Origin of the sequence: Candidatus Pantoea edessiphila (genome assembly GCF_002933345.1) — a bacterium.
In the GTDB taxonomy this organism is placed as follows: Bacteria; Pseudomonadota; Gammaproteobacteria; order Enterobacterales; family Enterobacteriaceae; genus Pantoea_C.
In genome coordinates this window covers 328725-355678 of record NZ_PDKR01000001.1, presented here as the reverse complement: position 1 = coordinate 355678, position 26954 = coordinate 328725, and the positions used below count along the sequence as shown (strand labels likewise).

The following is a 26954-nucleotide window of genomic DNA, read 5'->3' as shown; positions in this document are numbered from 1 at the left end:
ACGAGAAATAATCCGTGAAAGACTTACTTAAGTTTCTAAAAACACAAACTAAAAAAGAAGAATTTGATGCTATCAAAATTTCTTTAGCTGCTCCAGATATGATACGTTCTTGGTCTTTTGGTGAAGTAAAAAAACCAGAAACTATAAATTATCGTACTTTTAAACCAGAACGTGATGGTCTTTTTTGTGCTCGAATTTTTGGACCAGTAAAAGATTATGAATGCTTATGTGGTAAATATAAAAGATTAAAACACCGGGGTGTAATTTGCGAAAAATGTGGTGTTGAAGTTACTCAAACAAAAGTTAGACGTGAACGTATGGGACACATAGAATTAGCATCGCCAACAGCTCACATTTGGTTTTTAAAATCTTTACCATCACGTATTGGATTATTATTAGATATGCCTTTACGAGATATAGAAAGGGTATTATATTTTGAATCTTATGTCGTTGTTGAAGGTGGTATGACTAATCTTGAAAAGAGACAAATATTAACTGAAGAACAATATCTTGATGTATTAGAAGAATTCGGTGATGAATTTGATGCAAAAATGGGTGCAGAAGCAATTCAATATTTATTGAAAAACATGGAATTAGAACAAGAATGTGAACAATTACGTGAAGAAATTAATGAAACTAATTCTGAAACTAAAAGAAAAAAATTAACCAAGAGAATTAAATTATTAGAAGCTTTTATTCAATCTGGTAATAAACCAGAATGGATGATTTTAAGTGTATTACCTGTTCTTCCGCCAGATCTTCGTCCATTAGTTCCTCTTGATGGGGGTCGTTTTGCTACATCAGACTTAAATGATCTTTACCGACGTGTTATTAATCGTAATAATAGATTAAAAAGATTACTAGATCTTTCTGCTCCAGATATAATAGTTAGAAATGAAAAAAGAATGTTGCAAGAAGCAGTAGATGCATTATTAGATAATGGTCGAAGGGGACGTGCTATTACTGGCTCCAATAAGCGTCCATTAAAATCATTAGCTGATATGATTAAAGGAAAACAAGGTCGTTTTCGTCAAAATTTATTAGGTAAACGTGTTGATTATTCCGGACGTTCTGTAATTACAGTTGGTCCATATCTTGGTTTAAATCAATGTGGATTACCAAAAAAAATGGCTTTAGAATTGTTTAAGCCATTTATTTATGGACAATTAGAAATAAAAGGATTGGCAACTACAATAAAATCTGCAAAAAAGATGGTTGAACGTGAAGAAGCTATTGTCTGGGATATTCTTGATAATGTAATTAGTGAACATCCTGTTTTATTAAATAGAGCTCCAACATTACATCGTTTAGGTATACAAGCTTTTGAGCCAATTCTTGTTGAAGGTAAAGCCATCCAATTACATCCATTAGTGTGTGCAGCATACAATGCTGATTTTGATGGAGATCAAATGGCTGTACATGTACCTCTAACATTAGAAGCTCAGTTAGAAGCACGAGCCTTAATGATGTCTACTAATAATATTTTATCCCCAGCAAATGGAGAACCAATTATTGTTCCCTCTCAAGATGTTGTTTTAGGTTTATATTATATGACTCGTGATAAAGTAAATGCTAAAGGAGAGGGTATGATGCTCACTGGTCCAAAAGAAGCGGAGCATTTATACCGAACTGGACAAGCTGAATTACATGCGCGTGTTAAGGTTCGTATTTCTGAATTTGATAGAAGTGAAAATGGTGAATTGACTTCTAAAACTAATATAATTGATACTACTATTGGTCGTGCAATTCTTTGGATGATTGTACCTAAAGGTTTACCATATTCTATGGTTAATCAAGTTCTAGGTAAAAAAACAATTTCTAAAATGTTAAATACTTGCTATCGTATTTTAGGATTAAAATCTACTGTTATTTTTGCTGATCAAATTATGTATTCTGGTTTTGCTTATGCAGCTCGTTCAGGTGTATCTGTAGGTATAGATGATATGGTTATTCCTGAAAAAAAATTAGAAATAATTTCTGAAGCAGAATTAGAGGTAGCTGAAATACAAGAACAATTTCAATCAGGATTGGTTACCGTAGGAGAAAGGTATAATAAGATGATTGATATTTGGGCTGCCGCTAATGAAAGAGTTGCTAAAGCGATGATGGAAAATCTTTCTGTAGAATATGTTATTAATTCCGATGGCAAAGAAAAAACACAATCATCTTTTAACAATATATTCATGATGGCTGATTCTGGTGCTCGTGGTTCTGCAGCTCAAATTCGTCAATTAGCGGGAATGCGAGGTTTAATGGCAAAACCAGATGGATCTATTATTGAAACTCCTATTACTGCAAATTTTCGTGAGGGTTTAAATGTTCTTCAGTATTTTATTTCAACTCATGGTGCTCGTAAAGGTTTAGCAGATACAGCATTAAAAACCGCAAATTCAGGTTATCTAACTCGTCGTTTAGTAGATGTTGCGCAAGATCTAGTGGTTACTGAAGATGATTGTGGTACTTATGAAGGTATAATGATGAATCCTGTGATAGAAGGAGGAGATGTCAAAGATCCCTTACGTGAGCGTGTTTTAGGTAGAGTAGTTGCAGCTGATGTACTTAAGCCAGGTATGATGTCATGCACTGATAATGTTTTAATATCACGCAATACGTTGCTTGATGAATACTGGTGTGATGTATTAGAATTAAATTCTATAGATAACGTTAAAGTTCGTTCAGTTGTTTGTTGTGAAACTGATTTTGGTGTATGTGCTAACTGTTATGGTCGTGATTTAGCAAGAGGTCATCTTGTTAATAAAGGTGAGGCAATTGGCGTTATTGCTGCACAATCAATTGGCGAACCGGGTACACAGTTAACAATGCGTACATTTCATATTGGAGGTGCTGCATCACGTTCAGCAACTGAATCTAGTATTCGAATAAAAAATAAAGGTACAATAAAATTAAATAATGCTAAATTTGTAATCAATTCTTTAGGTAAAGCAGTCATTATATCTCGTAATGTTGAATTAAAAATAGTTGATGAATTCAACAGAACCAAAGAAAGCTATAAAATTCCTTATGGAGCCGTGATGGAAAAAGAAGATAATGAATTTGTCACTTCAGGGGAAATTGTAGCTAATTGGGATCCTCATACTATGCCTGTTATCACTGAAATAGGTGGTTTCATTCGTTTTATAGATATAATTGACGGTCAAACAATAACTAGACAAACAGATGATTTGACAGGTTTGTCTTCTTTAGTAGTTTTAGAAAGCGCAGAAAGAACTGGTAGTAGTAAAGATTTACGTCCTTCACTAAAAATTGTTGATCATAACGGCAAAGATATATTTATATTAGGTACTGATATTCCAGCACAGTATTTTTTGCCAGGAAAAGCAATTGTACAATTAGAAGATGGAGTAAAAATAAGTGCTGGTGATACATTAGCTCGTGTTCCTCAAGAATCAGGTGGTACTAAAGACATTACAGGAGGCTTACCTCGTGTTGCTGATTTATTTGAAGCTCGTCGTCCTAAAGAACCAGCTATACTAGCAGAAATTAGTGGAATTATTTCCTTTGGTAAAGAAACTAAAGGGAAAAGACGTTTAATGATTACTCCTATCGATGGAAGTGAACCTTATGAAGAAATGATACCAAAATGGCGCCAATTGAATGTATTTGAAGGTGAAAGAGTTGACATAGGGGATGTAATTTCTGATGGTCCAGAGTCTCCACATGATATTTTACGGTTACGCGGTATTTATGCTGTTACTCGTTATATTACTAATGAAGTACAAGAAGTATATCGTTTGCAAGGTGTAAAAATCAATGATAAACATATTGAAGTAATTGTACGTCAAATGTTACGTAAAGCGACAATTATAAAAACCGCTTCCCCAGAATTTTTAGATGGTGAACAAGTAGAATTTTCTAGAATTAGAATATCTAATCGTATATTAAGATCTAAAGGAAAAAATACTACAAAATATATGAGAGAACTGCTTGGTGTGACTAAAGCTTCACTAGCTACTGAATCATTTATTTCTGCAGCATCTTTTCAGGAAACTACACGTGTTTTAACTGAAGCATCTGTTGCAGGTAAACATGATGAACTACGCGGATTAAAAGAAAATGTTATAGTTGGTAGACTTATTCCAGCAGGTACAGGCTACTCATATCATAAGGATCGAATAAGTAATAGGATAGTTAATAATGAAAGTGATTTTTCTAAATCAGAACTAGCTGCTGATAAAGCTTCCGCTAATTTAGCTGAACTTTTAAATGCTAATTTGAATAATTATGATAATTAATAAAAAGATAATAAATATATAAAGATTTATTTATATATGTATATAATATCATTACCAATTTTTTGGTAATGATATTGAGCTATTACCCATACTAGAATGTATTTAATGCAAGAAATAAAAATGAATATTTTTAATTTAAAAAATGATCGTTATTTACGTGCTATATTGCGTAAGCCAGTAGATGTAACACCAGTTTGGATGATGAGGCAAGCTGGAAGATATTTACCAGAATATAAAAAAATACGTGCCAAATTTAATAATTTTTTATCACTTTGTAAAAATGTTGATATAGCATGTGAAATTACACTGCAACCTTTGCGTCGATATAATTTAGATGCAGCAATAGTTTTTAGTGACATACTCATAATTCCAGATGCGATGGGTCTTGGACTTCATTTTGATGAAAAAAATGGTCCTATTTTTTTACATCCTATTACTTGTCAAGCTGATGTTGATCGCTTACCAGTACATGATCCCGAACAAGAATTAAGTTATGTAATGAATACAATTCGCATGATTCATAAAAATTTAAAAGGAGAAGTTCCATTACTTGGTTTTTCTGGAAGTCCTTGGACATTAGCAACATATATGGTAGAAGGAGGTAGTAGTAAGGTTTTTAATAAAATAAAAAAATTGATGTACTCTGAACCAATCATTTTACATAAAATATTAAATAAATTAACAGAAAATATAATTCTCTACCTGAATGCACAAATTTGCGCTGGTGTACAATCTGTAATGTTATTTGATACTTGGGGTGGTATATTAAATTGGTCTGCTTATCGTGAATTTTCATTATACTATTTACATAAAATTATTGATAATTTAATTCGTACAAACAAAGGTTGTTATATACCAATAGTTTTGTTTACTAAAGGTGGTAACCAATGGTTAGAAGATATGGCAGAAATTGGTTGTGATGCTTTAGGTATTGATTGGACTATTAATATCGGTGATGCAAGGCGTCGTGTTGGTGATAAAGTTGCAATTCAGGGAAATATGGATCCTTCAATACTATATTCTTCTCCGTTACGTATTGAAAAAGAAGTAGAAACAATTTTAAAAAGTTTCGGTAAAGGTAGTGGTCATATTTTTAATTTAGGTCATGGTATACATTGCGATACACCCCCAGAAAATGCAGGCATATTTATTGAGTCAGTACATAAGCTTTCACGTATATGGCATTAACGATTTACTTTAATGAAAGTATTTGTTAATAAATATTAGCAATATCCAATATCATTTCGATAATAAATGTTTTTCCAATAAATTGATTTGGCTATTTTATAAGCACGTTTCTGTAACATTTTAGTGTTTCTATCAATAGTGGTTATACACAAAACACGACCTCCGTTAGTAATAAATTGATTTCCATTTAAACTTGTTCCTGCATGAAATATTTTGCTATGAGAAAAACTTTTTTTAGGTAAACCATAAATTTTTTCATCATTTATATAATAACTAGGATAGCCTTTCGAAGTTAACACTAAACTTAATGCATAACGATTATCCCAATTTATAAATTTTTTACTTAAAGTCTTATTACATCCGGCAAAGCAAAGATCTACAATATCAGATTTTAGTCTAATCATAAGTGATTGAGTTTCAGGATCTCCTAAACGACAATTAAATTCTATCACTTGCGGTTGTCCTAATTCGTTGATTATTATTCCAGCATAGAGAAAACCAGTATACATATTGTCTTCAAGTAACATACCAAATATAGTGGGGTATATAATTAGATCCATTATATTTTGATATATTTTAGCTGTTACTAATAAAGCTGGTGAACGAGATCCCATACCTCCTGTATTTAAGCCTGTATCATTATTGCCAATACGTTTGTAATCTTGGCTCGTAGCCAGAGGTAATATATTTTTACCATCAACCATCACAATAAAACTAACTTCTTCACCATATAAAAATTCTTCAATTATAATACGTTTACCTGCATCACCAAATAAATTACCTTGTATCATATTTTTGACTATATTTTCTGCTTCTTTAATATTTGTTGAAATAATTACACCTTTACCACCTGTTATACCATCAGCTTTGATAACAATAGGTAATGGTATTGTATTAATATAAGATATTGCAGGTTTTATTTCAGTAAAATATTTGTAATTTGCAGAAGAAATATTATGACGTGATAAAAATTTTTTACAAAAAAATTTTGAACTTTCTATCTGAGAAGCAGATTTAGTCGGACCAAAAATATTTAATCCTACATCACGAAATTTATCAACTATACCCATAATAATAGGCTTTTCTGGTCCTATAATTGTTAAATCTATTTTCTCTTTTAAAGCAAAATTAACCAGAGAATTTATATCAGTAGAACTAATATCTACATTTTGAACACCTGGTTCTAAAAAAGTACCGGCATTACCTGGAGCAACAAATACAATGTCAGCTAGTGGAGATTGTGCTGCTTTCCATGCTAATGCATGCTCACGTCCACCATTGCCGATAATTAAAATTTTCATTTTTATTTTCTTTATTCATATTAATGACGAAAATGACGTATCTTTGTAAAGATCATTGAAATATGATGTTCATCAGCTGCTTTAATTACTTCTTTATCACGTATAGAACCACCTGGTTGAATAATACAACTTATTCCCATTTCTGCTGCAATATCAATACCATCACGGAAAGGAAAAAAAGCATCAGAAGCCATAACAGAATTTTTTGTTTTAAGCCCTGCATTATTTGCTTTAAGGCTAGCAATTTTCACCGAATCGATACGACTCATCTGGCCGGCACCAATCCCAATTGTAGTATTGTTCTTAGCACAAACAATAGCATTAGACTTAACAAATTTAGATACTTTCAAACCAAAAATTGCATCTGCTATTTCTTGTTTACTTGGTTTGGTTTTACTAACTATGTTAAGTTGGTTTATTTCTATAGTTTTTAAATTGTGTTCTTGTACTAATAATCCAATATTAAGACTTTTAAAGTCTAAATTAAAATAATTTTTTTTAAATTTATCGTATATTATTAATTTAATCTTTTTCTTATTAGAAATAAATTTCAGTGCCATTTCATTAAAAGAGGGTGCTATTATTATTTCTACAAACTGAAATTTAATAATTAACTCTACTGTTAATTGATCTAATTCACGATTTAATGCAATAATACCACCAAAAGCTGAGATAGGATCTGTGCTATAAGCAAGTTTATAAGCAGAAGCTATTGAGTCACTTATTGCAACGCCACATGGGTTTGAATGCTTAACTATTACACATGCAGGTTCATTAAATTGTTTTAAACATTCTATAGCTGTATCAATATCAATAGCATTATTATAAGAAAGTATTCCTCCTTGAACTTTTAATAAATCGGATGAACATTCGTTTTCTATATTTTCTGGAATATAAAATGCAGCTGATTGATGGCTATTCTCTCCGTATATCATATTATATTTTTTTATAAAATTAATATTAATTTTTTGTGGTAAACTATTTATCTGCTCATATTCTGTAATATTTTTAATATTTAATTGTAAATTATCAAAATAATTAGCAATATTGTTATTATAAATAGCCAGGTATTTAAAAGCCTTAACAGCTAATTCTAATCTAGTATTTAGTGTTAATGAGTTTTTATTAATATCCAATTCATCTAAAATAAAATTATAATCGATATGTCTTACGACAACAGCTACAAATTCATAATTTTTGGCTGCAGAAGATACCATAGTTGGACCTCCTATATCTATTTTTTCTATTGCGTCTGATAACAAACAATTTTTATCAATAATTGATTGTTTAAATGGATAAAAATTCACTATTACAATATCTATTGGAAATATTCCATACTTTTTTATCATTTTATCGTCTTGACCTCGACGATACAAAATACCACCACATATTTTTGAATGTAGTGTTTTAACTCGTCCATTCATCATTTCTGGAAATTCAGTATATTTAGATACTTCTATAACTGGTATCCCTGCCTGAATTAATAAACTAGCAGTTCCGCCAGTAGAAATTATTCTAATTTTTCGCTTATCAAGTTCTCTTGCAAATTCAATTATACCAGTTTTATCAGAAACACTAATTAATGCATAATGGATGGGATATTTTTGCATATATATTTTATTACCTTAGTTTAATAAAATTTAATTTTAAATAAGCAAAACAATACCATGAATAAAAAATAGTGTTATCTATTTTGAAATGTATAAATATGAAATTTTAAATTAAGTTAATTAATAAATAACAAAAAGTAATTTTAAACAGGTTTTGTTTGAATTTTAATTCAATGAAATTTTTAGTTTTATCTAAAATTGAATTTATATTTTTATAAAAATAAAATCATAATTTTTTGAAATAACACGTAGCAATAATAATTAAAAATTGCTTTTTGGATATTTCTATTGAATAATAAATAGTATTTTATAGATTAGTTTTTATTTTTAAAAATTCCAGTCTTCATCTTCAGTATCTACTGATTTACCTACTACATAAGAAGAACCAGAACCAGAAAAAAAATCATGATTTTCATTAGAATTTGGTGAAAGAGCAGACAAAATTACTGGATTTACCATAGTTAATTCTGATGGAAATAAAGCTTCATAACCTAAATTCATCAAGGCTTTATTAGCATTATAGTGAAGAAAAATTATTACCTCTTCTGCCCAACCGATATCATGATAAAGCTCATTAGTATAAATTACTTCATTTTCATATAAAATTAGTAGAAACTTGTATGCAAAATTCTTTAATTCTTTACGTCGATCCTCATTAATATTTCTTAGAGATTTTTGGTATTTATATCCAATATAATAACCATGTACTGCTTCATCTCTCATAATTAAACGTATCAGATCAGCTGTATTTGTTAATTTACCACGGCTTGACCAATACATTGGCAACCAAAAACCAGAATAAAATAGAAATGATTCTAGAAATACACTAGCTATTTTCTTTTTTAGTGAATCATTTGAATAGTAATGTTCAAGAATCATATTTACTTTATTTTGTAAAGATTGATTTTCATCACTCCATAAATAAGCATTGTCTACATCTTGACTATTACATAGTGTAGAAAAAATTGAACTATAAGAACGTGCATGTACAGCTTCCATGAAGCTTATGTTGGATAAAACAGATTTTTCATGAGATGTTAATGCATCGTTAATTAATCCTGGAGCACCTACAACATTTTGAATAGTATCTAGTAATGTTAAACCAGTAAAGACACGTGTAGTTAATCTTTGTTGAAATTTATTTAAAGTTTGCCAAGTAGGAAAATCATTAGACAATGGTATTTTTTCTGGAATCCAAAAGTTACTCGTCAGACGATTCCATACTTCAAGATCTTTTTCATCTTGGATTCTATTCCAATTAACTGCTTGAATTTTTTTCAATTGAATATCATTCTATTATAATGTACATGAGATACAGCCTTTAACTTCTGTACCTTGAATAGTTGTTTGTCTGATTCTAATGTAATAAAGTGTTTTTATACCTTTTTTCCAAGCATAAATTTGTGCTTTATTTATATCACGAGTTGTTATATCATCACGAAAAAATAATGTTAACGACAAACCTTGATCAACATGCTGCGTAGCCTCAGCATACGTATCAATAATGGCTTTATAACCTATTTGATATGCGTCCTTGTATAATTCTAGGTTATTATTATTCATAAATGGTGCGGGATAATAAACTCTTCCAGTTTTACCTTCTTTTCTAATTTCAATACGTGATACAATGGGATGAATGCTTGAAGTTGCATTATTAATGTATGATATTGATCCAGTAGGTGGTATTGCCTGAAAATTTTGATTGTATAAACCATACTTCATAATTTCTTCACGTAATGACAACCAATCCTCATATTTAGGTAATTTAATATTTGCTGCTGAAAAAATTTCTATTACACGTTTAGTACAAGGATACCATTTACGTTTTAGATATTTATCGAAATAAACACCATTAGCATACATAGATTTTGAAAAACCATCAAATGATGTTTTAAATTCCTTAGCCAAACGGTTTGATGTAAGTAATACATAATAATTAATACAATAAAAATATATATTAGTGAAATCTAGAGCTTCAGGAGAACCATATTGAATCCCTTCCCGTGCTAGATAACCGTGTAAATTCATTTGTCCTAATCCAATTGCATGGGATTTTTTATTGCCTTTTGCTATTGAAGGAACTGCACTGATTTCACTCATCATTGAAACTGAAGTTAAAGCTCTTATCGCTACATCAACAGTGTGTTCTAAATTTTTTGAATCCATTGTATATGCAATATTTAATGAACCTAAATTACAAGATATATCCTTACCAACATGACTATAACTTATATCACTATTAAATTTACTAGCACTATTTACTTGTAATATTTCTGAACATAAATTACTCATATTTATTCTTCCAGAAATTGGGTTGCTACGATTGACACTGTCTTCATACATAATATAAGGATAACCTGATTCAAACTGAATTTCCGCTAATGTTTGAAAAAAATCTCTAGGCTGTACATATTTTTTACGGATACGGTCATCAGTAATCATTTCATTATATCTTTCGCTAATACTGATATCACTAAAAGCAAGTCCATAAATTTTTTTGATATCGTAAGGTGAAAATAGAGCCATTTGTTTATTATCTTTTGCTAATTTAAATGTAATATCAGGTATTACTACTCCTAAAGACAAAGTCTTGATACGTATTTTTTCATCAGCATTTTCACGTTTAGTATCTAAAAAACGGAAAATATCAGGATGATGTGCATTTAACCAAACTGCTCCTGCACCTTGTCTTGCTCCTAATTGATTAGCATAAGAAAAAGCATCTTCTAGTATTTTCATTACAGGAATAACTCCAGAAGATTGATTTTTTATTCGCTTTATTGGAGCACCAAATTCACGTAAATTTGATAGCAAAAAAGATACACCACCACCTCTTTTAGATAGTTGTAGTGCTGAATTCACTGATCGACCGATAGATTCCATATTATCTTCAATACGTAATAAAAAACAAGAAACTAACTCACCTCTTTGTTTTTTACCACAATTAAGAAATGTTGGAGTAGCTGGTTGAAATCTACCACTCAGTATTTCCTTCAATATATTATGAGCTAATAATTCATCACCTTTTGCTAAAGTTAATGCTACCATACAAGTTCTTTGTTCAAAATTTTCTAGGTAGTTTTTACCATCAAAAGTTTTTAATGTATAGCTAGTATAATATTTCCATGCACCAAGAAATGTTTTAAATTTGAATCCCCAATTTTCTGCTTCAGCATGAAAATTACATATAAATTTGAAATGATATTGATTTAATATACTAGTTTCATAATAACCTTCTTTGATTAAATATTCTAACCTTTCCGCTATTGAATCGAAAAATATAGTATTAGGATTTACATGCTGAATAAAAAATTGACGAATTGCTTCATGGTCCTTCTCGAACTGAATGCGACCATAAGTATCGTATAGATTTAACATAGCATTCAAAGCATGATAATCTAATGTTATATCACTGAAAGTATCAGTTATTACCAAAATTGTGTTACTCCTGCTTTTACATTAGCAATATCGTTAGGGGTACCCATTAACTCAAATCTATAGAGATAAGGAACATGACATTTTTTAGCAATTATATCTCCAGCTAAACAATAACCTTTACCAAAATTACGGTTGCCAGCAGCTATTACTCCACGAATACCATTTCGATTTGATGAATCATTAAGAAACTGTATCACTTGTTTAGGAACAGCACCTTGACTGCTACCACCTCCATAACTTGGTACTAACAAAATATAGGGTGTTTGTATTTTTAACTTTTGTTTTATATCTAATGGTATTCTATCAGCCGGTAAGTTTAAGCAAGTAACAAATCGATATGTATTTTCCGACTGGCTGGAAAAATAAACCAGTGGTAACATTTTATTATCCTATGACATTATTTAGTTAATATAAATTGGCAATTTTATCTGGACGAAATCCACTCCAATGATCGTTATCTGTTATAACAATAGGAATTTGATGATATCCAAGATATTTTAAATTTTCAATAACTTCTGGTTTGATGTCAAGATCAATTAATCTATAATTTATCCCTTTAAGATTTAAAGCATTTTTTGTTGCGTTGCATTGAATGCAGTTATTTTTAATATATACAGTAATACTCATAATTAATTTTTCTCTTTATTTTATCCTTGATAATTTTTAATAACTAAAATTTACTATTTTATTCTTAATTAAAATAGTATGATCATGTTTCATCACTAGATACTAGATGTGGTAGTTTTATAGGTCAAGAAGATTATATCTTTGGTCTATAATTTATCTCTTAATTAAACTAGAAAAAAGCTAAGTATTATATGATTTTCTTAGATAAAAAATCTTTATTTTATTATTTAGAATATTTTTTTATAAAAAGCCTCGCAAATGCGAGGCTTTAATGAACTTTTTTAGAATATTATAATTAACGTTTTGAGAATAATAACATACTTAATATAATTCCAGCTGTAGCACCCATACTTACACCGTGCCATGGTTTTTCATGAAGATAGTTATCTATTTGATTAACTAAATTGTTTTTTGTATAAAAATCATTATCATTATTTATTATTTTATTTCTAGTTTTTTTTATAATCACTTCTGCATGATTACGGGCATTAACAACATTATCCTTTGACTCGCTTCCGTAAGATTTTAACAAATTTTTTAGTGAATTTGTTAGTTCTTTCATATTTTTATTTATATTAATATTATTATATTTTTCGATTTGATTGGACATTTTAGTTCCCTCTCCCGATTTGATAATTAATATAATAAATTAAGTTTAGACAATATAATATTATTTGAATGAAGTAAATTACAAAAAATCAATTAAATAAATTTATTTAATAATTGCTTAAATAACAAGTATGTTATATTACATATTAAGTATGGTTCAATTAAAACAATTCAAAATATCTTTTATGATTAGTATTATCATGTTAATGCTAAATGACGGTTTATTAAAATGGAATATTTATGTTTTTTTGAATAAATAATAACTGCTCTTATTTATAATAGAAACTATAAATAAAAATTCATAATAAATTGGTGGAGCTGGCGGGATTCGAACCCGCGTCCGAAATTTCTACATCTTAAGTACTACATGCTTAGTCTATCTTTTTAATTTATTTGACAAATAGAATTAGACACTATTTTATCAAACTAACCTAATTTTAATTTTAACACTTATCAGTTTTAGGTGTTCTTGATTAGTGCGATCTCTTTAAGATTGACCTTTCTTATTTATCTAATGCAAGAGAAAACTAGAAAGAAAGGGCTTTGAACAGATTATTAGGCTGCTAAAGCGTAGTTTTTATCGTTTGCTACTATTTTTTTACGGTTTTTTGCGAGGCCAACCGTACCTCGACATGCACTTCAGATTTCGAAAATTTCGTCAAATCCAAAATCAGCCCCCACTTCACTATTTCTTTAATTTTCAATACTAGCAAAAATATATGTACTAATCTAGTGTTTCATCGCAACTGTCTTGTTTTTTAAAATTCTTGCCTTATTGATTTTCCATTCACGCTCTTTAATTTCATTAAGTTTATTATATTTTTTTTTGCCTTTACAAAGACCTATTTTTATTTTGCACCAAGCATTTTTCCAGTACATCATTAATGCAATTATAGTATAACCTTTTTGTTTTTTATTATAATTCAAAAAATTAATTTCAGATTTATTTAATAATAACTTTCTGTTTCTTTTTGGATTACATGAATAATTATTAGAAACAAATATTAAAGGATTAAATATAGAACCTGATAAATATGCTTCTTCATTAGATATTGAAATATAACTATCACTAATATTAATTTTTCCAGCTCTTAATGATTTTACTTCCCATCCATATAATACTAAACCAGCTTCAAATTCTCTTTCAATAAAATATTCGAAGTAAGCACTTTTGTTTTTTGTAATAATGTTAGAATTAATTATCTGCGACTTTTTTTTCATTATTTATTAAACAAACTTTAAATTAATTCATTTTTTTTGGTAAAAACCTGTAATAACAAAACAATTATATGTTAAAATTAGTAATTAATATTTAAAATACCTTATTTTTTTACTTATTACTCGGATCTATAATTTATATATTTTATCATAATTAAATATTAGTAATTTATTTTAAAAGGTTGATAATGTACGATTCAAATATTTCTGTAGAATTAGTTTATGCTTTTCCTCGAAAATGCTATCATTTTTATATTGCATTAAACAATAATTACACTACGGTAAAACAACTAATTGAAAAATCAGGAATATTGCAATTACATAAAGAAATAAACCTCTGCTCTAATAAGGTTGGTATTCATGGAAAATTAGTTGAATTGGAAACTTTAGTAAAAGAAGGTGATAGGATAGAAATCTATCGTTCATTATTTTTAAGTCCCATGGAGCTACGTCGTCAACGAATAAAAAATTTTGCAAAAAGGAAATAAAACAAAAAATTTAATTAAATAGTAAAAAACTATCTCTAAAAAGGACATGTAATTTTTTGTCTTTATATAAATTTAATATATATATTAAAATACCCTTGTTATTAAAACTAAGCGTTAGTGTTTGTTGTTGTAATTTATTACCTTTTATTTCTTTGCTAAATACATAATACCATTCTTTATCACTAAAAGAATATTCTATTAATGGTGTACCAATTGTTTTAATTACTTGTTTTTTTGTCATACCTAGGTGAATTTTATTAATATCACTGGTTGCTAGATAGTTGCCTTGATTTACATCTGGATGACGAATTATTTCAGCCATACTATCAGAGCAACCTGTAAGTATTAAAACCAATGTCGACAATAAAGTAATAAATAGTTTTTTACTAATCATAAAAAATTACCCTTTTATAAATTAAAATCAAACTCTCATTCTTATTATATATTTAATTATTAAAATATAAAAACAAATTAATTAAAATATTCAATATTAATTAGAAAAATATAATCTATCTAAATAAACTAAATTCAGATTATATCTATTTTTTTGAAGATTTTAACAAATAAATATAATTCAAAAATTATAATAATTTATCATATAAACTAATTATCATAATAAATAATATTTATCAAGTAAAATGAATATTGATTTTTTATTAAAATAATCTACTAAGTTTTAATTAATTTAATTATTAAATGATTTATTAATTTTCTAAAAAAGTTTTTTAGCCCAACCCAGTTTAGAGTTTAATGTGTTAAAATAGCAATAATCATTTGGATGAATAAGATTAAGATTATTTTTACTACGAAATACTATTATATCCTCTCCTTCTTTTATCGAAGATATGATTTGGCTATCGAAACTAATTTGAATGTTACTGTGGAAATGACGAAAACGTACTCTGATTGTACTGTTACTATTAATAACTAAAGGACGTATAGATAAAGTATGCGGAAACATCGGTACCAAAGAAATTGCTTCTAAAGAAGGTGTTAAAATTGGACCACCAGCTGATAAAGAATAAGCAGTTGATCCAGTAGGTGTCGAAATAATTAATCCATCTGATCTTTGTGCAAAAGCGAAAACTTCATCAATATAAACTTCAAATTCAATCATATGAGCTATTAATCCAGAATGTAAAACTACTTCATTCATAGCCAATCCAATATGTTTACAACAGCTTTTTTTTTCTATTTGAGCCTCTAATAAAAAACGATTTTCTATAAAATAATTTCCTTTTAGTACTTCACTCAATTGAAATAAAGCATTGCTAGGATCAAGATCAGTTAAAAATCCAAGATTACCTCTGTTAATTCCTATAACTTTAATATCGTATTGTGCTAATACACGTGCTGCTCCTAGCATATTACCATCTCCACCTACAACAATAGCTAAATCCGCTTTCTTACCAATTGTAGTGAGAGTTATTTTTCTTTTAATATTATTGATTGCAATTTTTTGCGCAATCTTATTTTCAACTAATACGAGATATCCTTTTTTAGTTAACCATTGCCAAAGTGTTTTATGTGTAGAAATCATACTATGAGGATGTAGATAGCCTACAATACCAATACAATTGAAGTATTTTTTCATATATCAAATAATCCTCAATCAACTTAAAATAGAAACTATGATGAATTATCTTGAAACAGTTAAATTGATCTTTATAATAAGCTAACTAATAAATAAAATGAATTTATGAAATACGGAATAAAAATGGAAAACAAAGAACAAGATATAAATAGTAATAGCTCATCAATTAACCAAAACAAACTGTCAGTTGAATCTGAATCATCAATTAAATCTGAACCTTCAACTCACCATGAAATACCAATTGAATCTGAGCCATCAATTGAAAGTAATCTACAAGATCATATTGTAAAACTTCAAGAAAAATTAACGCAATATCAAGCTAATATATTTGATTTGAAAATGCGTAACCAAGCTGAAATTGAAAATATTCGTCGCCGTACAAAGATGGATATAGAAAAAAACCATAAGTTCGCATTAGAAAAATTCACCACTGAACTTTTACCAGTTATTGACAACCTTGAACGTGCTTTAGAAACAACTAGTAACAAAGAAAATGATCTAGTAACACCTATGATTCAAGGAATTGAGTTAACATTAAAATCATTGCTAAACGTAATGTATAAATTTGGAGTTAAAGTAATAAATGAAACTAATATCCCTTTTAATCCAGTTATACATCAAGCAATGTTAATTACGGAATCAGAAACTATTTCTCCAAATTATGTTGAATCAATTATTCAACGAGGATATATGCTAAATGGTCGTCTTTTAAGACCAGCAATGGTTTCTGTAACTAAAATAAAAGACTAATTTATTTTATTTCATTTATCACAACCGATAATTCGGTTGTGATAAAATAAACGTTATTACCTTTACAATACTGGTGTCCATTCAATAGGATCCTTACCACATTCGATTAATAACTTATTGGTTTGTGAAAAATGTCCACAACCAAAAAATCCCAAATAAGCAGATTTGGGAGAGGGATGTGGTGCTTTTAATATATAATGACGTTGAATATTTATAAGATTAATTTTATTTTGGGCATGAACACCCCACAACAAAAAAACTACCTTATCGCAATTTTGATTAATAATATTAATTACTTTATCAGTAAAAATTTCCCATCCAATATTTGCATGAGAATATGCTTTTCCCGATTCTACTGTCAATATAGTGTTAAGTAACATTATACCTTGTTTAGCCCAACTTTCAAGGAAACCGTGATTTGGTTTTTTAAAATCACAACTATCTCTTAATAGTTCTTTATAAATATTTTGTAATGAAGGAGGTATCTTAGATTTAGGAAATACAGAAAATGCTAATCCATGAGCTTGATTTGGCCGACAATAAGGATCTTGACCTAAAATTACAACCTTAATGTCTTTTAATTCAGTTAAACGAAAAGCATTAAATACATCTCTCTGTGATGGATAAATTATTATACCAGCAGAACGTTTACTATAAATGAAATTTAATATCCTAATGAAATAAGATTCTTTTTTTTCTTTCGCTAATAAATTACGCCAAGTTAATATTTTACTCATTAAAAATACCAAATTTAATCTAATGAATTAGATAAAAATGTTATACTAAATAAATATTTTATATTATAAGTAAAATACTATTAGATAGTATAACTAAATTAGTTAAACATGTTTTTTGTTATTTAGTTTTATGTATTTAATTTTCATTTTTTATAATTATTTGGTATTAAAATTGTTGGTATTGCTCGAGATAATAAATCAGGATATTCCTGAACATAATGTAAACCCCTACTTTCTTTTCTTTTTATGGCTGAGTGAATTATTAATTTAGCAACTTGTGACATATTTCTAATTTTTAATAATTTTTCAGAAAAGTAATTATTATTATAATATTTATCTATTTCTTTTTTTAATAAATTTATTTCATTTTTTGCATGCTTGAGAGATTTTATATTACGCACTATACCAACATGATTCCACATAGATTTTCTAATCTTACTTATATAACTATTCAATTCTAATTCATTTACATTTAAATGATATTTTTTATTATTTATTTTATTGTCATATACAGGCAAAGAACCGAAGTAATTAATACTGGGTAATGTCTTCATTAAGCTTTTTGATGCTGACCATGCATAAACTAAACATTCCAATAAAGAATTTGAAGCTAAACGATTTGCACCATGCAAACCAGTATAACTTATTTCACCAATTGCATATAGGCCATTTATATCAGTACGACCTAATTTATCAACTATTACTCCTCCACAAGTATAATGTGCTGCTGGTACTACAGGTATGATATCTTTCGTTAAATCAAATCCAAAATTTAATAATTTATTATAAATAATTGGAAAATGAGTGCGAATGAATTGTTCAGATTTATGAGTTATGTCTAAATATACACAATCAATATTATTATTTTTAATTTCGTAATCAATAGCTCTTGATACAATATCTCTCGTAGCTAGTTCAGCACGTTTATCAATACTTAACATAAAACGAGATCGATCAGGACGTACTAACCAAGCACCCTCACCCCGTAATGCTTCAGTTAATAAAAAATTAGGTCCTTCTTCATGAGTATATAATAAACAAGTAGGATGAAATTGATTAAATTCTAAATTAGCTACACGACATCCTGCTCTCCACGCTATAGCAATGCCATCTCCTGAAGCAATTTCAGGATTAGTAGTATATTGATATACTCTTGATGCTCCTCCTGTTGCTAAAACAATTGCTTTAGCATGATAACTTTCAATTTGTTTTTTATTGCAATTCCATACCCAAGCACCTACTGCTCGACGTGGAATAAGTGAGTTAAACTTTTTGAAAGTTATTAAATCTATTGCGATGGAATATTCAAAAATACTAATATTATTATGCTGTAGTACTTTTTTTATTAAAGTATTTTCTATTTCACGTCCTGTACAATCAGCATTATGAAAAATACGCCTGTGACTATGACCTCCTTCTTTAGCAAGGTGATAACTTTTATTTTTTATCTTTGTTGAATTAGTATCAAAAGATACCCCATTATTAATTAACCAATGTATACATGATTCCGCATTTTTAATAATAAATGAAACTACTTCTTTATCACATAAACCATTTCCAGAAATTAAAGTATCTTTAATATGGTAATTGATGCTATCTTTTTTATCAAATACTGCAGCTATACCTCCTTGAGCATATAAAGTTGAACTTTCGTTTAATTTTGATTTAGTTAATACTATAATTTTATAATTATCTGCTAAACGTAATGCTAGTGATAAACCAGCAACACCGCTTCCTATAATTAAGACATCGCATTTATAATCAGGAAATGAAATCTTATTCATTTTATTTTAAAATAAATTAATAAAAGCATTTGAGAATAATAAATTTTAATTATAACAAAGTTATTTATAATACATATCTTATATGTAAGCAATTAATAACGTATTTAATTAAATTAATTAATGTGTTAATACACAAATAATTCAACTATTAAATCAATTTACTCTAAGCTATTTTAATAATATAAAATATTAAGCCCTATTTATTTAATTCTAAAGTCATTTATTATCATTTAACACTAAATTTGTTTAATTAACAACATTTTGTTAAAATAAATAACGTATACCCTTAATTTATTTTTTTACTATAGTTAGTTAAATATTTATTTTATTAAAATTAAATTTATTATATAAAATAATATTTCCAATATGTACAATATTAAAATATATTATTTACTACATCTAACTAATAAAAAATATAATTATCAATTTGAAATAACTATTAATTTTCTATAATATTATTAATAAATTAATATAATGAAAACAATAAGAAATTTTTCTATTATTGCACATATTGATCATGGAAAATCTACATTATCTGATCGTTTCATTCAGATTTGTGGTGGCTTAAGTGATCGAGAAATGTCTGATCAAGTACTTGATTCAATGGATTTGGAACGTGAACGTGGAATTACGATTAAAGCTCAAAATGTAAAACTTACTTATAAAGCAAGTGATGATAAAATTTATCAATTGAACCTTATTGATACTCCTGGACATGTTGATTTTTCTTATGAAGTTTCTCGTTCTCTTGCAGCTTGTGAAGGTGCAATATTGATAGTAGATGCTGTTCAAGGAGTACAGGTTCAAACCTTAGCAAATTGCTATAATGCAATTGATATGAATTTAGAAATTTTACTGGTTTTAAATAAAATTGATTTATTATCAGCTGATCCTGATCGGGTTGGTAAAGAAATTGAAGACATAATAGGAATTGATTCAACCAAAGCAATAAGATGTTCAGCTAAAACAGGATTAGGTGTTAAAGACATTTTAGAGCGTTTGATAACTGATATTCCACCACCATCAGGTAATCCTAATGCTCCATTACAAGCATTAATAATTGACTCATGGTTTGATAAATATCTCGGTGCAATATTTTTAATAAGAATAAAAAATGGCACTTTATTTAAAGGAGATAAAATTAAAATACTTAGCAATAATCGTACATATTACGCCGATAGAATAGGAATATTTACTCCAAAAAGAGTTGATTGTGATAAATTAAGGTGTGGTGAAGTAGGATGGATAATATGTGCTATCAAAGAAGTTCTTAATGGTTTAGTAGGAGATACTTTAACAAATGCACATAATCCTACTGATATTGCATTATCTGGTTTTAAAAAGATTAAACCACAAGTTTATGCCGGTTTATTTCCAACTAAACCAAACAACTATGAATCTTTTCGTGATGCCCTTAGTAAATTGAGTCTAAATGACTCCTCATTATTTTATGAACCGGAGAGATCCAATATATTAGGATTTGGTTTTAGATGCGGATTTTTAGGCATGTTACATATGGAAATTGTTAAAGAACGTTTAGAACGAGAATACAACCTTGATTTAATTACTACATCTCCTACTGTTGCATATGAAGTAAAAATTGTTAATGGTAATATTATATACATTGATAATCCATCAAAATTACCACCAGCAAATAATATTAAAGAATTACGTGAACCTATTGTTACTTGTAATATGTTGTTTCCAAAGAAATATCTAGGTAAGATTATTACATTATGTGTTCAAAAACGTGGAGTGCAAACCGATTTAGTATATCATGGAAATCATGTTTCACTAACTTATGATATACCTATGGCAGAAGTAGTATTAGATTTTTTTGATCGTCTTAAATCTATATCAAGTGGTTATGCTTCTTTAGATTATAATTTCAAATGTTTCCAAATTTCTAATATGGTTCGAATTGATATTTTAATTAATTCTGAACGGGTTGATGCTTTAACATTAATTATCCATCGTAGTAATGCACTACCTATAGGAAAAAAATTAATTGAAAAATTAAAAGATATAATTCCTCGTCATCAATTTGATATTGCACTTCAAGCAGCTATTGGAAATCATATTATAGCACGTACCAATATTAAACAATTACGTAAAAATGTTCTTTCTAAATGTTATGGTGGAGATATTAGTCGTAAGAAAAAACTTATACAAAAACAAAAAGAAGGAAAAAAAAGAATGAAATTAATTGGCAATGTTGCTGTACCACAGGAAGCATTTTTAGCTATTTTAGATATTGAAAAAAAGACAGAAAATAAAGGATTATAAAATGGTTAATTTTTCTCTAGTTTTATTATTTATAACATTATTTACTGGCATTATTTGGATTATTAATTATTTTAATTGGCCATCACAAAATAGTATTGAAATACTAGATAAAAAAATCATAAATTTAAATATATTTAAAAAAACAATTCAATTTCTAGCATCAATATTTCCGACAGTAATGATTGTATTTGTTTTTCGTTCTTTTTTTTACGAACCATTTCAAATACCTTCTGGTTCAATGATGCCTACTTTATTGATTGGAGATTTTATTCTAGTAAAAAAATTTGCATATGGAATAAAAAATCCAATCAATCAAAACATGTTAATATCAACCTATAAACCAAAACGTGGCGATATTGCTGTATTTCAATATCCTAAAGAACCAACATTAAATTATATTAAACGTGTTATTAGCATTCCAGGGGACAAAATAACTTATAATGCTTTCAGCAAAACACTCAAAATAATACCGGCATGTAAAAATCAAAAAAACTGCAATAATTTATTACAAATTACCTACACTAATATTAAACCAAGTAATTTCTTTCAAACATTTAGTAAAGATAATAATTTTTATCAAAATTTTGAAAGTGAAATAGTTGATAGTTCTATTTTTAATACACGCAAGGAAACTATTGGTAAAATTACCCATGACATTTTAATTTCAAAAACAATAGGCGATCAAGTTGATTTATATTATCATCAACCTGGTCAACCACAGGCAACTTGGATTGTACCAGAAGGTCAGTATTTTGTAATGGGTGATAACCGTGATAATAGTTCAGATAGTCGCTATTGGGGATTTGTTCCTGAACGTAATTTTATAGGTAAAGCTGTTTTTATTTGGATGAGTTTTGAAAAACAAGAAAATATGTGGCCAACTGGAATAAGATTAAATCGCATTGGCAGCATTGAATAAATAATTATTCAATTAATTAAACTATTTGATTTTATGAGGTGATATTTTTAACAAACAAAGACATATTAAGTAATTAGTTTCATTTTATGTTAAGATTTATGAATGTAAAAATTTTGGAATCACATGAACCACTTTTTGATAAATAAACTTCAAAATAAAATTGGATATACTTTTATACATTTGGAACTTTTAAAACAAGCTTTAACACATCGCAGTGCAAACAGTAAACATAATGAACGTCTTGAATTTCTTGGTGATTCTATTCTTAATTACGTAATTGCAAATGTACTTTATCATAAGTTCCCATCTATCAATGAAGGAGATATGAGTCGTATGCGTGCTACTTTAGTAAGAGGAAATACTTTAGCAGAAATGGCTCGTAAATTTGATCTTGGTGAATGCTTGCGTTTAGGCACTGGTGAATTAAAAAGTGGAGGATTTCGCCGCGAATCTATTTTAGCGGATACAGTAGAGGCAATTATTGGGGGTATTTTTCTTGATAGTAATATATATACAATAGAGAAACTAATTTTGAGTTGGTATCAGACTCAATTAGATGAAATAAGTCCAGGAGATAAACAAAAAGACTATAAGACTCGTTTACAAGAGTTTTTACAAAGTCGTCACTTACCCTTGCCAACTTATCTAATGGTAATGGTACGTGGCGAAGCTCATGATCAAGAATTTACAATTCATTGTCAAGTAAGTGGGATAAATGAGCCAATTGTCGGTGTAGGTTTTAGTAGACGTAAAGCAGAACAAGCAGCTGCTAAACAAGCTTTAATTACCTTAGGACTTAAATGAACAATTTTATTACTCATTGTGGTTTTGTGGCTATAGTTGGTCGTTCTAATGTTGGAAAATCTACATTAATTAACAAACTGTTAGGAAAAAAAATATCAATTACTTCGTATAAATCACAAACTACTCGTAACCTGATTACAGGTATCTATACAGAAGATAAGCATCAAATTATTTATTTAGATACTCCAGGTTTAGATTATAATAAAAACAAATCAAACAAAGCAAATTTCATTATAAATAATATAATAGAAGACATTAATTTTATTATATTAGTAGTTGAAGCTATAAATTGGACTAAGAATGATGAAATATTATTAAATAAGTTATCTAACGTAAAATCTTCAGTAATATTAGCAATAAATAAAATAGATAAAATTAAAAATAAAAACAATCTATTATCCTATATTGACTTCTTAAGTAAGAAAAGAAATTTTTTAGAAATTATCCCTATTTCTGCTCAAAATGGCGAAAATACAGATACTATCTTAAAAATCATAAAAAAACAATTACCACAAAATGAACACTATTATCCTAGAGAACATATTACCACTTGTTCTGAACGTTTTATAGCTTCAGAAATTATTAGAGAAAAATTATTACATTTTCTTAGGGCAGAACTACCTTATAAATCTTCTATTGAGATAAAAAAATTTGTTATAAATAAGAAAAAAAGTTTTGATGTTAGTGGTAATATTTTAGTTAAATATAATAGTCAAAAAAAAATCATAGTTGGCAATAGAGGTAGCATAATTAAAATTATAAGTACTACAGCTCGTTTAGATATGGAAAAAATATTTAAAACTAAAGTAAATCTTTATCTATGGGTAAAAGTATATTCTTGACAATAGTCTATTTTTTAATGCCTAATGATTTAAAGTTAATTGAAACAAATTTCAAAATATTTGTTCTTGCATAAAGTTAAGCGTTATTTTCATAAAATTTTTTATAAAAAAGGTCGGTCATTATGTCGAATTTAATGTTAGGTGTAAATATTGATCATATTGGTACTGTACGTAATATACGTGGTAATAATTATCCTGATCCTTTATTAGCTGCTTTAATTGCTGAACAGTCAGGCGCTGACAGTATTACAGTCCATTTACGTAAAGATAGACGTCATATCACAGATCGAGATGTTACAATAATCAATAGAACGATTCAAACTAAGATGAATCTTGAGATAGCGATTGATGAAGATATGATTAATTTTGCTAGAGAAGTAAAACCTTATTCTTGTTGTTTAGTACCTGAAAAAAATCAAGAAATTACTACTGAAGGTGGATTAGATGTGCTAAATAAAAAAACCGAAATTAACCAAGCAGTGAAATTATTAAGCAAAGATGGGATAATAGTTTCACTGTTTATTGATGCTGATCCAATTCAAATCGAATCTGCATTATCTACTGGAGTAAAATGTATTGAAATTCATACAGGTACATATGCAGGAATGACAGAAGGTTTACTACGTGATAAAGAATTAGAACGTATTAATAAAGCTGTTATTTTTGCAGCAAACTTTGGATTAAAAATAAATGCTGGGCATGGTTTAAATTATCATAACGTTATACCAATTGCCTCTATACCCAAAATATGTGAACTAAATATAGGGCATTCTATTATTAGTTACGCTTTAATTAATGGATTAGCTAATGCAGTAAAAGATATGAAGCAATTATTAAGAGAAGCTTGTAGGTAATGGCTATTTTAGGAATAGGTACTGATATTGTTGAAATAGAACGTGTTATTAGAATAATTAATCGTTTTGGTAATTGCTTAGCAAATCGTATTTTAACTAAATTTGAATGCCATCAATATTATTCAAATAAACAACCAGCTAGATTTTTAGCTAAGCGTTTAGCTGTTAAAGAAGCAGCATCTAAAGCATTAGGTACTGGTATAAGAGGTGATTTGTCATTTAATCAATTTGAAGTTTTGAATGATTCATTAGGTAAACCTAAACTGATATTTAGTAACAATGTATTTAAGCTAGCTAAAAGACTGGGAGTCAAAAATATACATGTATCTTTAACAGATGAACGTTATTACGCATGTGCTATTGTAATTATAGAAAATTAATTCAAATTTAATGATATTTAAACATGATATGATTTGTAAATTAAGTTTACAAAAATAATTAAAATTGTCATTTATCAATTTATTATAAATAATAAGTTATACGATATGAAAAAAAAATCAATTAAAGATACAAGTCAACGTAAAATAATATTTTTTGATTTAGATGGCACATTGCATAAACAAGATATATTCGGCAGTTTTATATTTTATCTAATTTTTCATCTTCCACTTAATGTATTGTTATTATTGTTGTTGTTACCAATAATAGGAATTGGACTGGTTATTAAAGGATCCACATCTCGTTGGCCAATTAGTTTATTATTATGGTCTATTACTTTTGGTAGAACTGAGCTTTCATTATTAAATTTAGAAAAAAAATTTGTAGGATGGTTTAGATTACGCATGAAAATTTTTCCAATAGTACAACAAAAATTAATTAATTATATTAGTAGTAATGATGTTGATGTTTGGGTAATTACTGGTTCACCACAATCATTAGTTGAACAAATTTATTATGATTATTCTTTTTTTAAACAAATAAATTTAATAGCTAGTCAAATGGAACGTGGTTGGGGTGGAAGGATATTAAAAGTACGTTGTATTGGATATGAAAAGGTAAATCAATTAGAAATGAAAATCGGAACACCATTAAAACTTTATGGTGGTTATAGTGATAATAAAAAAGATTATCCATTGTTGTCTTTTTGTCAAAAGCGTTGGCTTGTTGATGTCCATGGCAAAATTAAAAAATTAAAATAAGATATTTATTAAGGAATATATGTTTTTAAATGAAAAAAGATGAATATTGGATGAGATACGCGATAAATATGGCAAATATAGCTTTTAAAGAAGGTGAAGTACCGGTTGGAGCACTTTTAGTAAAAAATAATAAAATCATAGGAAAAGGTTGGAATCGTTCAATTAGCCAAAATGATCCAAGTGCTCATGCAGAAATAATAGCAATACGTGAAGCTGGTAAAACTTTAAAAAATTATCGTTTACTGAACACTACGTTATATGTTACTTTGGAACCATGCACGATGTGCGCAGGTGCATTAGTACATAGTAGAATAGAAAGATTAGTATATGGAATCGATGATATGAAAACTGGTGCAGTCCAATCCGTATTGAATGTTTTAAATTATTCAGGTATAAACCATAAAATAAAATTAACTAAAGGTGTGTTATCTAAAGAATGTTTATCATTATTAAATGATTTTTTTTATTTAGTGCGAAAAAGTAAAATTATTTAATAATTGATTAATAACAAAA

General features: G+C 28.1%; 24 protein-coding genes and 1 other RNA gene. 12 read left to right on the top strand and 13 right to left on the bottom strand.

What is annotated here, in order from left to right; genetic code table 11:
- The first annotated feature begins 14 nt into the window (after positions 1–14).
- Positions 15–4253, top strand: coding sequence for a DNA-directed RNA polymerase subunit beta' (gene rpoC, locus CRV09_RS01615; protein ID WP_136132382.1), 4239 nt, complete (start codon positions 15–17; stop codon positions 4251–4253).
- A gap of 126 nt (positions 4254–4379) precedes the next feature.
- The gene (gene hemE, locus CRV09_RS01610; RefSeq protein WP_136132412.1) at positions 4380–5441 is read left to right on the top strand and encodes a uroporphyrinogen decarboxylase; all 1062 of its coding nucleotides are present in this window, start codon (positions 4380–4382) and stop codon (positions 5439–5441) included.
- Between the two features lie 35 nt (positions 5442–5476).
- Here the strand turns inward: hemE and purD are convergent, their stop codons facing one another.
- From purD to smpB, 9 genes are all read right to left on the bottom strand, one after another.
- Positions 5477–6742 carry a phosphoribosylamine--glycine ligase gene (gene purD, locus CRV09_RS01605; protein WP_136132381.1) on the bottom strand — a complete coding sequence of 422 codons (1266 nt, stop codon included), beginning with the start codon at positions 6740–6742 and terminating at the stop codon, positions 5477–5479.
- Positions 6743–6762: 20 nt separating this feature from the next.
- Complete coding sequence (purH, locus tag CRV09_RS01600) at positions 6763–8352, bottom strand: bifunctional phosphoribosylaminoimidazolecarboxamide formyltransferase/IMP cyclohydrolase (protein WP_136132380.1); 1590 nt, start codon at positions 8350–8352, stop codon at positions 6763–6765.
- 327 nt (positions 8353–8679) lie between these two features.
- A complete protein-coding gene (gene nrdF, locus CRV09_RS01595) occupies positions 8680–9639 on the bottom strand; it encodes a class 1b ribonucleoside-diphosphate reductase subunit beta (RefSeq protein ID WP_136132379.1) in 960 nt (319 codons plus the stop codon).
- A 9-nt stretch (positions 9640–9648) separates the two neighbouring features.
- Positions 9649–11787, bottom strand: a complete 2139-nt coding sequence (nrdE, locus tag CRV09_RS01590) for a class 1b ribonucleoside-diphosphate reductase subunit alpha (RefSeq protein WP_136132378.1) — start codon at positions 11785–11787, stop codon at positions 9649–9651.
- Entirely contained in the window at positions 11781–12170 is a 390-nt protein-coding gene (gene nrdI, locus CRV09_RS01585; RefSeq protein ID WP_136132377.1) for a class Ib ribonucleoside-diphosphate reductase assembly flavoprotein NrdI, read from the bottom strand. Before nrdI ends, nrdE begins: the two co-directional genes overlap by 7 nt.
- 25 nt (positions 12171–12195) lie before the next feature.
- Positions 12196–12417 carry a glutaredoxin-like protein NrdH gene (nrdH, locus tag CRV09_RS01580; RefSeq protein ID WP_136132376.1) on the bottom strand — a complete coding sequence of 74 codons (222 nt, stop codon included), beginning with the start codon at positions 12415–12417 and terminating at the stop codon, positions 12196–12198.
- Positions 12418–12712: 295 nt separating this feature from the next.
- Positions 12713–13027, bottom strand: a complete 315-nt coding sequence (locus tag CRV09_RS01575) for a DUF883 domain-containing protein (protein ID WP_136132375.1) — start codon at positions 13025–13027, stop codon at positions 12713–12715.
- 309 nt (positions 13028–13336) lie between these two features.
- Positions 13337–13704, bottom strand: a transfer-messenger RNA (tmRNA) gene (gene ssrA / locus CRV09_RS01570).
- Between the two features lie 51 nt (positions 13705–13755).
- A complete protein-coding gene (gene smpB / locus CRV09_RS01565; RefSeq protein WP_422386574.1) occupies positions 13756–14250 on the bottom strand; it encodes an SsrA-binding protein SmpB in 495 nt (164 codons plus the stop codon).
- A 182-nt stretch (positions 14251–14432) separates the two neighbouring features.
- Between smpB and CRV09_RS01560 the strand changes: the two genes are divergently transcribed.
- The gene (locus CRV09_RS01560; protein WP_136132373.1) at positions 14433–14732 is read left to right on the top strand and encodes an RnfH family protein; all 300 of its coding nucleotides are present in this window, start codon (positions 14433–14435) and stop codon (positions 14730–14732) included.
- A 10-nt stretch (positions 14733–14742) separates the two neighbouring features.
- On the opposite strand, the gene bamE is transcribed toward CRV09_RS01560, so the two are convergent.
- Positions 14743–15126, bottom strand: a complete 384-nt coding sequence (gene bamE / locus CRV09_RS01555) for an outer membrane protein assembly factor BamE (RefSeq protein ID WP_136132372.1) — start codon at positions 15124–15126, stop codon at positions 14743–14745.
- A 318-nt stretch (positions 15127–15444) separates the two neighbouring features.
- Positions 15445–16326, bottom strand: coding sequence for an NAD(+) kinase (gene nadK / locus CRV09_RS01550; RefSeq protein ID WP_136132371.1), 882 nt, complete (start codon positions 16324–16326; stop codon positions 15445–15447).
- Between the two features lie 123 nt (positions 16327–16449).
- Between nadK and grpE the strand changes: the two genes are divergently transcribed.
- Positions 16450–17076: a nucleotide exchange factor GrpE gene (gene grpE, locus CRV09_RS01545; RefSeq protein ID WP_136132370.1), complete on the top strand. Its 627-nt coding sequence runs from the start codon at positions 16450–16452 to the stop codon at positions 17074–17076.
- Positions 17077–17138: 62 nt separating this feature from the next.
- Here the strand turns inward: grpE and ung are convergent, their stop codons facing one another.
- Together ung and nadB are read right to left on the bottom strand one after the other, a co-directional pair.
- Positions 17139–17813, bottom strand: coding sequence for a uracil-DNA glycosylase (gene ung, locus CRV09_RS01540; RefSeq protein WP_136132369.1), 675 nt, complete (start codon positions 17811–17813; stop codon positions 17139–17141).
- A 143-nt stretch (positions 17814–17956) separates the two neighbouring features.
- Positions 17957–19597, bottom strand: a complete 1641-nt coding sequence (gene nadB, locus CRV09_RS01535) for an L-aspartate oxidase (RefSeq protein ID WP_136132368.1) — start codon at positions 19595–19597, stop codon at positions 17957–17959.
- Positions 19598–20071: 474 nt separating this feature from the next.
- On the opposite strand from nadB, the gene lepA reads away from it, so the two are divergent.
- The 8 genes from lepA to tadA all read left to right on the top strand — a co-directional run bounded on the left by lepA (position 20072) and on the right by tadA (position 26935).
- Positions 20072–21883 (top strand): translation elongation factor 4, encoded by a 1812-nt coding sequence (gene lepA, locus CRV09_RS01530; protein WP_136132367.1) that lies wholly within the window; start codon positions 20072–20074, stop codon positions 21881–21883.
- Between the two features lies 1 nt (position 21884).
- Positions 21885–22802: a signal peptidase I gene (gene lepB / locus CRV09_RS01525; protein WP_136132366.1), complete on the top strand. Its 918-nt coding sequence runs from the start codon at positions 21885–21887 to the stop codon at positions 22800–22802.
- Positions 22803–22925: 123 nt separating this feature from the next.
- Complete coding sequence (gene rnc / locus CRV09_RS01520) at positions 22926–23606, top strand: ribonuclease III (protein ID WP_136132365.1); 681 nt, start codon at positions 22926–22928, stop codon at positions 23604–23606.
- On the top strand, positions 23603–24448 hold the full coding sequence (gene era, locus CRV09_RS01515; protein ID WP_136132364.1) for a GTPase Era: 846 nt from the start codon (positions 23603–23605) through the stop codon (positions 24446–24448). The genes rnc and era overlap by 4 nt, the downstream gene beginning before the upstream one ends.
- A 122-nt stretch (positions 24449–24570) precedes the next feature.
- Positions 24571–25302 (top strand): pyridoxine 5'-phosphate synthase, encoded by a 732-nt coding sequence (gene pdxJ / locus CRV09_RS01510; RefSeq protein WP_136132363.1) that lies wholly within the window; start codon positions 24571–24573, stop codon positions 25300–25302.
- Entirely contained in the window at positions 25302–25682 is a 381-nt protein-coding gene (gene acpS / locus CRV09_RS01505) for a holo-ACP synthase (protein WP_136132362.1), read from the top strand. The genes pdxJ and acpS overlap by 1 nt, the downstream gene beginning before the upstream one ends.
- A 105-nt stretch (positions 25683–25787) precedes the next feature.
- The gene (gene yfhb / locus CRV09_RS01500; RefSeq protein WP_136132361.1) at positions 25788–26441 is read left to right on the top strand and encodes a phosphatidylglycerophosphatase C; all 654 of its coding nucleotides are present in this window, start codon (positions 25788–25790) and stop codon (positions 26439–26441) included.
- 29 nt (positions 26442–26470) lie between these two features.
- A complete protein-coding gene (tadA, locus tag CRV09_RS01495) occupies positions 26471–26935 on the top strand; it encodes a tRNA adenosine(34) deaminase TadA (RefSeq protein WP_136132360.1) in 465 nt (154 codons plus the stop codon).
- Positions 26936–26954 lie beyond the last annotated feature (19 nt).

Bases quoted from the DNA above. Each gene is read 5' to 3' on its own strand.
- purD (WP_136132381.1), bottom strand. From the start codon at position 6,742: ATGAAAATTTTAATTATCGGCAATGGTGGACGTGAGCATGCATTAGCA.
- purH (WP_136132380.1), bottom strand. From the start codon at position 8,352: ATGCAAAAATATCCCATCCATTATGCATTAATTAGTGTTTCTGATAAA.
- nrdI (WP_136132377.1), bottom strand. From the start codon at position 12,170: ATGTTACCACTGGTTTATTTTTCCAGCCAGTCGGAAAATACATATCGA.
- nrdH (WP_136132376.1), bottom strand. From the start codon at position 12,417: ATGAGTATTACTGTATATATTAAAAATAACTGCATTCAATGCAACGCA.
- CRV09_RS01575 (WP_136132375.1), bottom strand. From the start codon at position 13,027: ATGTCCAATCAAATCGAAAAATATAATAATATTAATATAAATAAAAAT.
- CRV09_RS01560 (WP_136132373.1), top strand. From the start codon at position 14,433: ATGTACGATTCAAATATTTCTGTAGAATTAGTTTATGCTTTTCCTCGA.
- bamE (WP_136132372.1), bottom strand. From the start codon at position 15,126: ATGATTAGTAAAAAACTATTTATTACTTTATTGTCGACATTGGTTTTA.
- nadK (WP_136132371.1), bottom strand. From the start codon at position 16,326: ATGAAAAAATACTTCAATTGTATTGGTATTGTAGGCTATCTACATCCT.
- grpE (WP_136132370.1), top strand. From the start codon at position 16,450: ATGGAAAACAAAGAACAAGATATAAATAGTAATAGCTCATCAATTAAC.
- ung (WP_136132369.1), bottom strand. From the start codon at position 17,813: ATGAGTAAAATATTAACTTGGCGTAATTTATTAGCGAAAGAAAAAAAA.
- nadB (WP_136132368.1), bottom strand. From the start codon at position 19,597: ATGAATAAGATTTCATTTCCTGATTATAAATGCGATGTCTTAATTATA.
- lepA (WP_136132367.1), top strand. From the start codon at position 20,072: ATGAAAACAATAAGAAATTTTTCTATTATTGCACATATTGATCATGGA.
- lepB (WP_136132366.1), top strand. From the start codon at position 21,885: ATGGTTAATTTTTCTCTAGTTTTATTATTTATAACATTATTTACTGGC.
- rnc (WP_136132365.1), top strand. From the start codon at position 22,926: ATGAACCACTTTTTGATAAATAAACTTCAAAATAAAATTGGATATACT.
- era (WP_136132364.1), top strand. From the start codon at position 23,603: ATGAACAATTTTATTACTCATTGTGGTTTTGTGGCTATAGTTGGTCGT.
- pdxJ (WP_136132363.1), top strand. From the start codon at position 24,571: ATGTCGAATTTAATGTTAGGTGTAAATATTGATCATATTGGTACTGTA.
- acpS (WP_136132362.1), top strand. From the start codon at position 25,302: ATGGCTATTTTAGGAATAGGTACTGATATTGTTGAAATAGAACGTGTT.
- yfhb (WP_136132361.1), top strand. From the start codon at position 25,788: ATGAAAAAAAAATCAATTAAAGATACAAGTCAACGTAAAATAATATTT.
- tadA (WP_136132360.1), top strand. From the start codon at position 26,471: ATGAAAAAAGATGAATATTGGATGAGATACGCGATAAATATGGCAAAT.